Annotated in this window: 9 protein-coding genes and 1 pseudogene; 3 read left to right on the top strand and 7 right to left on the bottom strand. The window is 42.0% G+C overall.

Features of this window, described 5'->3' with window-relative positions:
* Window positions 1–1,093: 1,093 nt before the first annotated feature.
* A complete protein-coding gene (locus V7K67_RS21660; RefSeq protein WP_334707129.1) occupies window positions 1,094–2,656 on the top strand; it encodes an ammonium transporter in 1,563 nt (520 codons plus the stop codon).
* A gap of 287 nt (window positions 2,657–2,943) precedes the next feature.
* Here V7K67_RS21660 and V7K67_RS21665 read toward each other — a convergent pair whose 3' ends face one another.
* The 4 genes from V7K67_RS21665 to ppsA form a co-directional block, all read right to left on the bottom strand.
* Window positions 2,944–4,431, bottom strand: coding sequence for a dolichyl-phosphate-mannose--protein mannosyltransferase (locus V7K67_RS21665; protein WP_335168352.1), 1,488 nt, complete (start codon window positions 4,429–4,431; stop codon window positions 2,944–2,946).
* A gap of 161 nt (window positions 4,432–4,592) precedes the next feature.
* On the bottom strand, window positions 4,593–4,946 hold the full coding sequence (locus tag V7K67_RS21670) for a XisI protein (RefSeq protein ID WP_334707127.1): 354 nt from the start codon (window positions 4,944–4,946) through the stop codon (window positions 4,593–4,595).
* The gene (locus V7K67_RS21675) at window positions 4,916–5,350 is read right to left on the bottom strand and encodes an element excision factor XisH family protein (protein ID WP_334733328.1); all 435 of its coding nucleotides are present in this window, start codon (window positions 5,348–5,350) and stop codon (window positions 4,916–4,918) included. The genes V7K67_RS21670 and V7K67_RS21675 overlap by 31 nt, the downstream gene beginning before the upstream one ends.
* A 12-nt stretch (window positions 5,351–5,362) precedes the next feature.
* Window positions 5,363–7,867, bottom strand: a complete 2,505-nt coding sequence (ppsA, locus tag V7K67_RS21680) for a phosphoenolpyruvate synthase (RefSeq protein ID WP_334733329.1) — start codon at window positions 7,865–7,867, stop codon at window positions 5,363–5,365.
* Between the two features lie 193 nt (window positions 7,868–8,060).
* Here ppsA and V7K67_RS21685 point away from each other — a divergent pair, with 193 nt between their 5' ends.
* The gene (locus V7K67_RS21685) at window positions 8,061–8,465 is read left to right on the top strand and encodes a hypothetical protein (protein WP_335168355.1); all 405 of its coding nucleotides are present in this window, start codon (window positions 8,061–8,063) and stop codon (window positions 8,463–8,465) included.
* Window positions 8,466–9,773: 1,308 nt separating this feature from the next.
* Entirely contained in the window at window positions 9,774–11,231 is a 1,458-nt protein-coding gene (locus tag V7K67_RS21690) for an AAA-like domain-containing protein (protein WP_335168357.1), read from the top strand.
* Between the two features lie 224 nt (window positions 11,232–11,455).
* On the opposite strand, the gene V7K67_RS21695 is transcribed toward V7K67_RS21690, so the two are convergent.
* From V7K67_RS21695 to V7K67_RS21705, 3 genes and pseudogenes are all read right to left on the bottom strand, one after another.
* Window positions 11,456–11,833 (bottom strand): hypothetical protein, encoded by a 378-nt coding sequence (locus V7K67_RS21695; protein ID WP_334707121.1) that lies wholly within the window; start codon window positions 11,831–11,833, stop codon window positions 11,456–11,458.
* Between the two features lie 434 nt (window positions 11,834–12,267).
* Window positions 12,268–12,906: a ThiF family adenylyltransferase gene (locus tag V7K67_RS21700; RefSeq protein WP_334733332.1), complete on the bottom strand. Its 639-nt coding sequence runs from the start codon at window positions 12,904–12,906 to the stop codon at window positions 12,268–12,270.
* A 124-nt stretch (window positions 12,907–13,030) separates the two neighbouring features.
* A pseudogene (locus tag V7K67_RS21705) lies at window positions 13,031–13,585 on the bottom strand (hypothetical protein); the annotation flags it as partial.
* Between the last annotated feature and the right edge of the window lie 93 nt (window positions 13,586–13,678).

Consider the following 13,678-nt stretch of genomic DNA (forward strand, 5'->3'; position numbering starts at 1 on the left):
GATAAAAATATTTGAAACGAGATGGCGTCAGCCACGATGTTTCAATGTGTCCTTGTACAAATCCCCTGATTTTAATTATGGGGATTTCCCTGTTCCCTGTTGCCCGTTCCCTGTTCCCTTTTAACCAAGGATGTGTTGCGATCATTAATTGAATTGATATAACTCTACAAAGAACTGCAACCACGCAATCAAAAAATCCATTGCACAAAGTTACAGGACTGCTCAATCAGTCAGAGAAATTAATCAAGCCTCTGGAATATGTGTTGAGGTGATGAGGAGAACTTAAAGATAAGTGAAAGGCAGGTAATCCCACCTGATAAAAACGAATAAACCTGTCTTAGAGAATAATTGCATATCAGATTGACGACGATATGACAAAAATATGACGAAGGTGTGACGATATTGATGAGGCTGTGAATACAAAAAGTAACAACTTATTGACTTGTTGTATATAAAATTAATAACATTCTGAATGTTTCTATCTTAGATATCGGGAAATACTGATACAGTAAAGAATACAGTGGTTATATCTGATGTGGCAGGAGTAACTTCATGCAAAATTCTGACCATAAAATGTATTATTTAATACAGTTTTTTATCAGGAAGAAATAAACAATTAGTCAAATTTATTAGTTTATTCCTGTAAGTGAATATTCAGATTTATCAAAATATCAGTGTTTTTGATATTAGAAAAATGTGGTTAAAAACTTACAGAAAAACTTCTTTTTTGTTGTTGATGGCGTCGCAACTATCGTAATGTGATAGCCTATCGGTTTTGAGACAATCATGCTCAAGTTTATTTGACATAAATACTTCAGATTCTTACTCAACAGCTTGACTGACAATTGAGGTTTTGGTTGTTGAAAAATACTTACATTGATGGAGGTTTTACTTAGTGTTTAACAAGAGAAGCAGACTAAAAACCATCTTGTTTAAAGCTTGTAGTTCTTTGGGAAAAAACAGCCGGAATTGCCTCAACCTATTTGGCTATTTGGTAACAAGCTTTATTATCTTTTTCGTAAAGGCGGGATCTACCCCAGTTAAGAAAGGCTTTTTCCTCTTTAAGCATCAGCAATTCCCCAGAATCAAGAAAATGCCTCTTACTGTTGGGCAAAGTCAGCAAGTTAACAAGTTGGCACGATTGGGACAGCGTTTACGCGATCCGGAGTGGAGGCGCTACGGTTACTTACTACTGCTGGGCAAGACAATGGCTATCATGATGCTGTTGATGGTATTTACCTTCATCCCCAACTTGATAGAAACACCCGCTCTGGCAGCCGATCCAGTACTCAAAGGCAATGACATCGTTAACCCGATTAATACACTCTGGACGCTGCTAGCGGCCTTCTTGGTATTCGCAATGCAGGTAGGTTTTACGATGCTGGAAGCAGGTTTCTGTCGCTCTCGTGAAACCGTAAACGTCTTGATGGAGTGCATCGTTGACACCTGTCTTTGCGGTTTATTGTTCTATGCATGGGGCTTTGCCTTCATGTTCAGTCATGGTAACGGCTTGATTGGACTGAATTGGTTTTTCTTGCAAGGATCTCCTACCACCTATGAAACTTCAGGTGTGGCGTTCCTGGCATTTTGGCTGTTTCAGTTTGCCTTTGCAGACACCTGCTCAACGATTACCTCTGGGGCGATGATTGGGCGGACAGGGTTTATTGGCGATCTTCTCTACAGCTTTGGTGTTTCTGGATTTATCTACCCAATTATCGGACACTGGGCTTGGGGACCAGACGGCTTTCTGGCAACGATGGGCAGCAAAGACGGTTTCCTGCCTTTCTTAGGAATTGGTTTCCATGACTTTGCAGGCTCTACAGTTGTTCACACCATTGGGGGATTCATTGCCCTGGCGGGTGCGATCGTCCTTGGGCCGCGTTTGGGTCGTCGATTCAAGCGCGACGGTGGTGGGCCGATGTTACCTCATGACCTTGTAATTGCAGCTTCCGGCGGTCTAATTCTGTGGTTTGGGTGGTACGGTTTCAACCCCGGCTCGACACTCTCGGCGATGGACTTTGTGGGGACTGGACGGGTTGCCGCCAATACTACCTTAGCAGCATGTGCAGGCGGTCTGTCGGCACTGTTTTTTGGATATCCGAAAACAAAAAAGTGGGATTTGAGCTTCACAGTCAACGGTTTCTTGGCGGGTTTGGTTGCGATTACTTGCCCTTGCTATTGGGTGAATCCAACAGGTTCTATCATCATTGGGGCGGTAGCTGGTGTAGTTGTAATTCTCGGAATAGACCTTTTGGAATGGCTGAGGATTGATGACCCCATCGGTGCAGTTCCTGTACATGGTTTTTGCGGGATCTGGGGAACCTGGTCGCTGGGCTTGTTTGCCACTGGTGAATTCGGCGCGACTGGCCCCATCACACCTGATGTCTCTGCACCCTTAAGAGGCCTATTTTATGGTGGGGGGATACAAGTATTGAGCGCACAAGTTATCGGCAACCTAATTATTACGGTGTCTACATTCGCTGTGGCAATGGGGTTGATGTATTTGGTAAATTTGACCGGGACACTGCGTGTGTCGAAAGAAGGCGAATTGGAAGGTTTAGATTTACATGAGCATGGCATACCAGCCTACCCTGAATATGTCATTAGTACATCAGCTAATCCTGAGAACTCTCCATTAGAAGAAATGAATAAATAGAGAGTTTTGCCAAGCGCGCCCTAAACAGAGAAAAGTGCCAAAAATCCATTAGTCTTTATCCCCATCACTCGGTGGGGCTTTTTGATGGAGAAAAAGTCAGGATTAGGTATTTTGAGGGCATTGCTAAAAACCGCTCACAGGGATGGGTTATGTCATACGTTAAGTCGTTGGTGCTGATACCAATTACTACAACCGTGCCCTATGGAAGATTACAACGATATAGTGCAAAATCAAGTCTTGTCCCTGAAGGACGTGGAAGTTACGGATTAAGCCCAATACCCCTTTAATTAAATCCAAGAGTTAAACCACATTCGGAGCTTATAACCGTCAGGGGAGAGGGGTAAACCCAAATAAATAGGCATCCAGAAAATAAAAGCAGCCAGAATAATAAAAGTAATGGTGACACCTAGCACCCGGAGTTGTTGATAATAGCTGCGAAGACACTGATCGACAAACCAAGCGATCGCTAAAAATACAAACACCACTGCACACATATAGTGGTAGATAAAAGCGCACCTCGTCACCCTCACCCAAGGTAATAAGTTAGCAGCATAATTAATAACTATATACAAGGCAATCCAAGTATCAACACTAAGAGTTGCAGGTACAGAAAAACGCTTTTTCTTCAGCAAAGGAATTACGACTTGTGACACTAGCATTCCTACTAAAAACAACATAGCAGCAACACCAAACCACCATAAAAATGGATTACCCATTGCATGGACATCATAAATAACTTGTCCAGCACCAGCAGGCAAAGGTGGCCCCATTACAGGTAACGGTTCGGTGATACTTTCAGCCGTTTGATAATAATATGCCATTGGTCGAGTCATCAAAGGCCATTTATACCAAGCAGCACAGTAAGGATGGACGTTAGGACTATTGCCACCTAAATGTAAGTGAAACTTCAAAATTTGCTGATGTACTGCAATAAATCCATAAGTTTTATCTAGTTGAAGGTGGGGAATCCAGATGATGCTGTAGATAAAAGCTGGGATAATTCCTAGATAAAACAGCATCTGAAAAATATTTAGCTGAGTCAAGTTTTGTAGTGGTGTCTGAGATAAGGGGGATGAGGAGGATGAGGGGGATGAGGGGGATGAGGGGGATGTAAAAAAGAGTTTGGGGTTAGGAAAAGAATGTAGCAAATGAATTACCCAAGCTGCTAGCCAAGTGAGATAAGCACCTGACAGGAACCATAAACCATTCCACTTAGTACCAACTGATGCACCAAAAGCAATGCCAGAAAAAATTAACCAAAAAGAACGTCGCCGATTTTGGTTATCTAATGCCAATAATAAAAACCAGTGCCCTAATAAACCAAAGATGACGATATAAATATTACTTAGAGCATAGCGAGACTCAACGAGAAAGATGCCATCACAAGCTGTAAAGAAACCTGCAAGCATTGCAAAGCTACGACGATAACTCAATTGATAAGCGATCGCACCAACAACTAAAGGGATAAATGAGCCTGTGAGGGCATTTAGCCAACGATAAGTCCAAGGCGATCGCAATGAACCTGTCAATCCGTTTACGGTATCGTGCCAAAAAGGAATGTGACTACCAATCCAAATGCCGATACCAATAATATATTGACTCAGCGGCGGATGAGCATTAAAAAATGGTGTCCGCGTGAGATAATTATTGCCGAATTTGGCAAAATAAACTTCATCAAATACCAGAGTGTTGAATCGCTCCAGTCCCCAAAATCGTAAGGCCAGTGAGAGAAGAAATACACTCACCATCCCAATTCGGAACCATTTTTTAGTCATTTTACATTAGTCATTGGGCAAAACAGTTCCGTGGGGCGTTTAGCCCGTTCCGAGTTCCCAGTCCTAGACAATTACACAAGCCGCTGATGGCGATCGCAATCATACAGGTAGTTATCCAGAAGTTCAACTACTGTTGGTTATGCGATGCCTGCGGCGGTAAACTACGCAAATTCTGAATCTTTCCGTAGTTCCTCAGACCGAAATCCCAATACAATCCGATCTTTCGCTACACCAGCCCTAACTAGTTCCGTTGCTACCCCCTCTTCAGTGCCATCACGTTGAATCCAAATTTTGCCATCAATAATATCAATGTGAATCATACAACCATGAACGCGACGAGTCACAGTCGGAGACAAATCATAAGCTGGTTCTCTTCCCAAAATCATCAAGAGATAGCGGTCTTGATCGCTATCGAAAACTGTTTCAAATTGAATATCACCAGCGCTGAAGGGGATTTTTGTATGTTCAATCAGAATATTCCGAATCAACTGCCTGTATTGCTCCAAGGTATCCATTTAAAAATAACCTCTTGTTCTAGCTGAAATAGAACAATATGAACTTTGTAATCTTCTACCAAAATTTTAGCAATTGGCTCATCAAAGATATCGGCGTATACTTCGTCCCTAACGGCGAGATAGAGGACGCGATCGGGATTGGTTCTAGTCATCACAGAACGGTATGCAAGGTACTGTCCTAATGCGTGTTCGAGAGCCGTCATGTCTGATACGCTGCGAAATGTTTTAATCTCAACGGCTATCTGTTGTCCTTCCTTTTCAGCAGCAATCAATTTTTCTGCACCCAAGTCAACATACATATCCCTTTTTCCCCACTTCAAATGAAAGGGATCGTCGGTAATCGTCCAGCCATCTCTGATTAGGGCATTTTTGACGTTCTCGTGGTAGCGGTCTCTAACTGGCATAAATTACTCGAATTATAAATTATTAGTACCCTCGACTTTTGCCACTTCCAGCATCGTTTTTAAAACCGAATCTGGATTCAGACTAATTGAGTCAATTCCTTGTTCCACCAAAAACTGGGCAAATTCTGGGTAATCGCTGGGTGCTTGTCCACAAATGCCGATTTTACGGTTATGTTTTTTTGCAGCTTTTATAGCCATTTTCACCATTTCCTTTACAGCTGGACTGCGTTCATCAAACAATTTCGCTACCAACGCGGAATCTCTGTCTATCCCCAGTGTTAGCTGAGTTAAATCATTAGAACCAATCGAGAAGCCATCAAATACGTCAGCAAATTCCTCAGCCAGAATCACATTACTGGGCAACTCACACATCACATAAACTTGCAAGCCGTTAACACCTTGTTTTAAACCATTTTTTGCCATCTCTGCCAAAACCAAACGCCCCTCATCGGGAGTGCGACAAAAGGGAATCATTGGGATCACATTCGTCAAACCCATCTCTTCGCGTACCCGTTTGATGGCGTGACATTCTAGGGCAAAAGCTTCTCTGTAACCTTCATCGTAGTAACGCGCTGCACCTCGCCAACCCAGCATGGGATTTTCTTCATTGGGTTCAAACTGTCGCCCACCTAACAAGTTGGCATATTCATTACTTTTGAAATCGGATGTTCTGACAATCACAGGTTTGGGATAAAATGCCGCTGCAATTCTACCTATACCTTGGGCTAATTTATCGACAAAATATTGAGGTTTATCGTCGTAAAGTGAGGTAATGTCAGTAATTTTACCTTTCACAAATTCATCTTTTAACAATTCATAATGAATCAACGCCATTGGATGAATTTGAATTTGGTTAGCGATGATAAATTCCGTCCGCGCTAAACCTACGCCATCGTTGGGAATTGCCGATAAACTTAATGCTTCTTGGGGATTACCCACATTCATTAAAATTTGAGTGCGGGTGCGGGGTAAGTTCTCTAAGGGGACTTCTTCAACTTCAAAAGGTAATAAGCCTGCATAAACTTTTCCTTCTTCCCCTTCAGCGCAAGAAATTGTTACCTCTTGACTAGGTTTTAAGATTTCTGTAGCATTGCCACATCCCACGATCGCAGGTACACCCAATTCTCGCGCAATAATTGCGGCGTGACAGGTTCGGCCACCAGAATTGGTGACAATTGCACTGGCGCGTTTCATAATTGGTTCCCAATCGGGGTCAGTTCTCTCTGTCACTAAAACTTCCCCAACTTGGAACTGCTCAAGTTTCTGAACATCTAAAATTAGACGTGCTTTCCCTTGACTAATAGCTTCCCCAATTGCACTTCCTGTAACCAGGGGGATTGGGGATTGGGAATCAGGGAGTGAGGATTGGGAAGATTTTTCCCCATTTCCTATTCCCCATTCCCTATTCCCCAATACCAACCGATAACTCCGCAGCACGTTTCCTGTCTTCTGGGACTGGACGGTTTCGGGACGCGCTTGCACAATAAAAAGTTGGTTAGTAATTCCATCTTTTGCCCACTCGATATCCATTGGAGTAGATATACCGTGGACTTGGGAATAATGGTCTTCAATTAAACATGCCCAATTTGCTAGTTGTAAAATCTCTTCATCACTCAGAGCAAATTTACCTCTTTCGCTGGCCGAAACTAAAACATTTTTCGTAAATTTGGAACCGTCATCATAAATCATTTTCAGTTCTTTACTGCCCAATTTCTTATCGATAATTGGACGAAAACCAGCTTTTAAAGTTGGTTTAAAAACATAATATTCATCGGGATTTACAGACCCCTGAACAACGTTTTCACCTAAACCGTAGGCGGCTGTAATTAGCGCCGCATCTTTAAATCCGGTTTCTGTGTCAATGGAGAACATTACCCCAGAGGTTGCTAAGTCAGAGCGCACCATTTTTTGCACGCCCACAGCAAGGGCAATGCTAAAGTGGTCAAATCCCTTGGCGTGACGATAAGAAATAGCACGATCGGTAAATATGGAAGCAAAGCATTTATGACAAGCTGCTAAAACTCCTTCTGCACCGACAACGTTGAGGTAAGTTTCCTGCTGTCCGGCAAAACTAGCGTCGGGGAGGTCTTCAGCGGTGGCACTGGAACGGACTGCCACATCTGTCTCTGTATGGTATTGTTCACAGAGGCGATGGTATGCTGTGGTGATCGCTTCCCGCAATTCTATAGGAAATGGGGTGTGGATTAATAGCGATCGCGCTTTTTTTCCCCGTTCTCGTAAATTTTTGACATCCTCAACATCCAAGTCAGCAAAGAGTTTGCGTAGCTTTGCTTCTAACCCTGCTGATTGAATGAAATAACGATAAGCGTAAGCAGTGGTGGCGAATCCAGTGGGAACGTTAATACCTTTGGGCGTTAGCTGTTGAATCATTTCCCCTAGTGAGGCATTTTTACCACCAACTACAGGGATGTCAGCAATGCCAACTTCATCAAACCACAAGATCAGCGATCGCTCTTGGGCAGATAGAGATAAAGTGCTTTTAGATACTGTAGCCATAAATATTACCTTTTAAGTTTATACTCAACTTGTAAGTGCATAACTCGTACTATATTTTTCCCATATTAAATTTTAGATTTTTGATTCTGTCGCGTGGTTTGATATTTAGCAATGAAATGCAAGGTTATAAGCAATAAAATTTAACAATTTTTCAGTTTAATAACTTTATCAAAATACCGCGATGTAATACACTATGTCCCAACTAGAGCGACTCTTGAAAATGGCAGAAGATGAGCTAACTGAGTACAGTACTGATGCTCGGAAAATGGAAAAACTACGCCGGAAAATAGGTTTAACGGTGTCGGTAACAGAACAGCAACAAGTCAAAGAGGCATTACTCGCTACTATCAAATCTAATGTAATTATCCAAGTTGTGGAAGAACAAAGACAAGCAGTAGCTTTACCATTTTGGGGAATTGCTGGATTGGGTTTGTTATTAGGAATTTCTTTAAATCAACCCATCTGCTTGTTAGCGTCTATAGTTGGGACTGTATTAGCTTACAGAGTTCAGAAATGGGGTTGGAAATTGCAGGCAGGTCGTTTATTATTACAAACTTTGGAAGATATTGAAACGCGTATTGCCCAACCCATTAAGTAACAAACTTGATGCACTTTACAGATAAAGTATCCATGTATTGTATATAGAGTTTCCCGACCTAGTAAGGTACACCCGTAGGGGCACGGCACTGCCTATTGCTGTCAACTTAACGTAAAACCCTTGTCAAAACTTGATCTTGAATTTACTCACTTAGGAATAAGAATTAAATAACATACAATTTATGTCCCTGGTTTACCTCACCCTCAATCCCTCTCCGATATATTGGAGAGGGATCGTGAGACAGGATGAAGTTTTGCATCTTATTTAATCCATGTTCCTTACCATCACTCTTCACGTCACCCCACCCCGGCTTTGCTAACGCAAAATCTCCCCTTCCCAAAGCATCGGGGAGGGGTTGGGGGTGGGGTAAAACGTATGTCGGGTAAGCATTTTAGCTTAAGTTGACACCAATGGGCACTACCCTGCCCCTACACCTTGCAATATAATCTTGTACGTCATCTGAATGGGAATCGCTATATTTGTATTTTAATATACTTAAAATAACTAGTTGCTTGATTTACACCTCGTAAGCACTTTAACAATTCCTTTGGGATCACCATAGCAAAAAAAATTAGATATTGGATTTATAGCAAGCGCCACAGAAGTTAGAACGCTTAATTTTCAGTCACACAGAGTAAATCGTTACAAATAAAACAGGAGTCAGAATACAGAATGTGCTACGCCCCCCTGCGCTAACAGAATTCAGAATACTCTACTCATAAAGGGATAGAGTTTTAAGGTGAGAATATTTTAATTTTTTCGCCCACCAAGGGCGAAAGCGCGTAGCGGGACGTTCGCGGTAGCGTCTCTAAGAGTTGTACGGTTTTAACCAATATTCAGACGTGACTCGAAAATACTCGCTACCCCTGCGCGATCGCGGACTCGCTCTAAGCGTTGGCGCATCCTCTCGTTCGCGCCGCGTCTCCGACAGGAGAAGGAGAAGAGAAGGCTTTACGCTGCGCTATCACCCACTCGTACAGAATTCATACGCTCATTCTGACCGGAGCTAACGGAAACGTCTCCGGCTCCGCTCCTGAGTTCTGAATTCTTCTTATAAAGTGAACTTTGCAAGTAATCAAAAAGACTTGATGCAGAATCATCAGCCCCTTTCACTTTAGATAGTATATATAGTTATGTTTATTTATACCCACTTGTCTAAATCTCTCTAAAGATAGATGTATGTTTTGTTACTAATTAAGCGATACTCGAAGAACGGGTAAGTAACTGTTGAATAACTGTTTGAAAACATGAAACAATGAGGAGATAGCTCAGACGGTAAAGAAAAAAAGCAGATAGATAATTAGCGACATGAAGCAATCTAAAAGCACGAGAAAGCGGGGACTTGTCCTGACGATCGCTGGGTTGAAGCGTTTACAAGCGGCGATTCTGACCATAGAAAAGGTACAAAACAATGGGCATCGCTTCACTCTAGAAGATTTAGGCGATCGCATGAATGTTTCTACTAAAACTCTAAACCGATTATGGTCGTTGAATACAGGCGTGGATCAAAAAACCCTGAAATTGTGTTTTAGCGCCTTTAACCTAGAATTACACAGGGAAGACTATGCGATCGTCAGTGAACCGAATCATACTGAAAGCTCTCAAGCTTTCTCCCGGAGCTTAGATACATTAGACACAAAAGAAAACAAGCTATCCCCGTTTTTGTTCTTAGATATTTTTGCTACTCAGTACTACGAGCAACTAGAAAATCTTTGGTCATACCCAGATGGCCCCGTAGCTCTAGATTCCCCGTTCTATGTTGAACGTCCCCCCATTGAAGAACTAGTTTATCGAGAAGTAATTCAACCTGGCTGTGTGATTCGGATTCGAGCGCCAAGAGAGATGGGGAAAAGTTCTCTTGTGCTACGGTTGTTAGCCTTTGCTCAGATGCAAGGTTATCGCCCGGTAAAGGTCAATTGCAACCAAATAGATTCCAGCTGTCTGACAAACTTAAACAAGCTTTTGCGTTCTCTGTGCTGGCAAATTGCCACAGAATTGGGCATTGATCCTAAGCTAGATGACAAATGGGATGAAGAAATAGGCTGTAAGTTGAGTTGCAGTTTATATTTGCAATCTTATTTGCTCAAGCAGAGTCAAAGTCCAGTGGTTCTAGTATTAAATGAGGTTGATCGCTTTTTTGAATATCCTGAAATTGCTCAGGAGTTCTTTGGTTTGTTGCGCTCTTGGTATGAAGAAGCACGACAAGATAACAACTTGCAGAAACTAAGGCTAGTGGTCGTTTATTCCACAGAAGTATATGTTTCTCTAGATATCAACCGCTCTCCATTTAATATTGGACTACCGATCCATCTACCAGAATTTACTGAACAGCAAGTAAAATATTTAGCCCAACGGCACGGACTAGATTGGAACTCTAATAACGAAGTTACCCAACTGATGTCTCTGGTTGGGGGACATCCCGCACTGATTCGGATTGCTCTGTATTATCTATGCTGTCAAGGAATCACCTTAGAAGAACTGATACAGGATGCGATCGCTAACGGCGGTATCTATCGTTATCATTTATGGCGACACTGGGCAATCTTACAAGAAAATCCCAGTTTGTTAAAGGCATATATTGAGGTTGTGAACACAAAGCAAAGTATTTCTCTAAACCCCATTGACGCTCATAAGCTCGAAAGCTTAGGGTTGATCGCTTATGAAGGCGATCGCATCCTACCGCGTTGCGAACTCTACCGTGCCTACTTTAAAAAACAATTAGGCGTTGCTGAATTTGAATATAAGTCATTGCAAAAACGTGCTTGAGAAACTATCAGATATTCTTTACTCTCGCACCTACCGCACCCCTTACCTACGGGACGCTAAACGTAGTAAGCTACGCGCAGCCTATCGTACAGAAGGAAAAGAGAAGTTCAAGTGGTGGCTTTTTCCGCTTAGACTTCTCTTGAGCATGAGTTCTTTAGAGGATGTTTGAAAAGTATTCAGCGAATATAATTCGTTTTTCATACCGTCATATTAAAGATAAACAATTAGCTAGCTGACCAATAAAGCTGATAATCCTCTATATAAAATGTTCCATTATTACAAGACATTTTAAACAAGAAGTAATAATCTCCTAGCTCCCAAATACTAAATTCTTGCTCTTGTTCTTGAACATTGGCTGTCGAACCACTGTTAGGGATGCTCATGCTGGCAGTTTGTATTCCGTTATGCGCTCTCATCAGAAAAACTTCCAGCATACAGAAACCTTGTAGTTCAGCCAAATAACGAATTTTAAAACGGATTTTTCCACCATTTCGTAAGGTCTTTTGAATAGAAAAATTTTCGGTTTGAATGGGATTGCCAGACAGATTAATGTCTTTGCCTTGTGTTAATATATAGTTTTGCCTTTGATTAAGTGAACTCATAATTTTTTATCCTATAAAAGAATAGAATCGATTGAAATAATTGCATTTTTGACAAAGATTTGTTACCCTGATGTTTGTATTTTCTCGCCATCAGGAAGAAAATGCAATGACAGATAAGACAGTTAAGAAGACAGTTAATGTCATCTCGCTATGAGAATGCACTTAATTTTTCTTAAACCAACCGCTTTGTCTGTGAGACGCTACGCGTAGCTTGCTTCTCCGCATAAGTGCAAGTTGACTGAGAATTTGTATAAGAGTGTTCCCAATACTGTTCGGTTTGGAAGTCCCTAAGGAATAAGAATTAAATAACATACAATTTATGTCCCTGGTTTACCTCACCCTCAATCCCTCTCCGATATATTGGAGAGGGATCGTGAGACAGGATGAAGTTTTGCATCTTATTTAATCCACTTTCCTAAGAACGTCTACGCAACCTACAAAAACAAAGATTGAACAGTCATATCCTTAAGGGTGATGGTGAAGTTACGCTGCTCCGCTGTTGCAATGAATGAGATAATTGCTTCACAAGCCACAGCAACGGTTAACATCACCAGGTTTCGTGCTAAGGGATAATCACAGACATCATCATTCACCTCAGAAGGAACGCGATAAACGTCATTCCAAATCACTTCTGCATAATCAGCCGATAGTCCAGTATGAAGACAAGGAATGCCTTTTTGATCGGCATAATCTTTCACTGCTTGACGTGCCAAGCTGTTGTCAAAGACATCAATAATTAGCTGGCTATTTTGGAGTAGTTGAGTTGTATTTGCTGATGTCAACTCCTTTGTTTTGGCATCAATTTTAGTACCAATTGCTCGATATAAATTGTTCGCCAATATTTTCGCCTTAAATGCTCCCACATCAGAACGGTAGTAAGGCTGAGTCGAAAGATTCCGCTCCTCAATGCGATCGCGATCTATCACTGTCAGTTTATCAAAACCAGACCGAGCTAAGTTTTCAGCTATGTTAGCTCCTAATGCTCCTGCGCCACAAATTGTTGTCGGATAATTTTTCAGCTTTGCCATCACAGCATTGCTGCGGTAAAGCTGTTCGTGAAAAAAGATACTCATTGTCGCTTCGCTCCAAGTAAAAAGTAAAAAGCCAAAAGAAAGAAGTAAAAATAAATAATTGTGAATCGCCTAAATTTATTGATGGCAATTATCTTTTTACTTTGATCTTTTTACTTTTTACTTGTTAATGTTGTTCCATCACACCTACTAAAGATTGCAAGTCAAAATCGCGATCGCGTCCACTTAGGCAAATGCCAGAACTGACAACAGTCAAGTCTGTTTTTGCGATCGCACTACTATGGCGAACACCATCAGCAGTTGTCCAATCAACTGTCCAGTAATCGCCGCGATCGTGGAACTGAGTTAAGGTACCGCCGCCGATCTGCAATGCCTTTCTCAGTCGCTTTTCATCCTGTTGGGGTTGACTAAAACCCTCAATGCGCCGACTTGCTAATTCATACACTGTGCGGATTTCTGGGGTGATGCCCTTAAACTGTAATTCCTCAGATGGAGTGAGTTGCTTGAGGGCAGATTGCAGAGTTTCAGAAATTGCCGGATCGGTACGGCGATCAACTTCCTCGAACCAGCATGACTGCCCATTCCAACGGGCAATAATTTGTTCAAAGGTAACACCCTCGGTTACTAGATGCACTACGATCGGCTTCACCACCTTTAACCGTTGACGCATATCTGCTTCATTCACAGGGTATGCTAACCAAGTTTGTCCCCGCAGTTGATGTGTGGGTTTGCACATAAGATGAAATTTGGACAACGGAGTTACAAGGGTTTGGGGCGACTAGATTCGCGCATAAAGTGAAAACCCTTACCCCAC

It is taken from the genome of Nostoc sp. (genome assembly GCF_036917155.1).
Lineage (GTDB): Bacteria > Cyanobacteriota > Cyanobacteriia > Cyanobacteriales > Nostocaceae > Nostoc.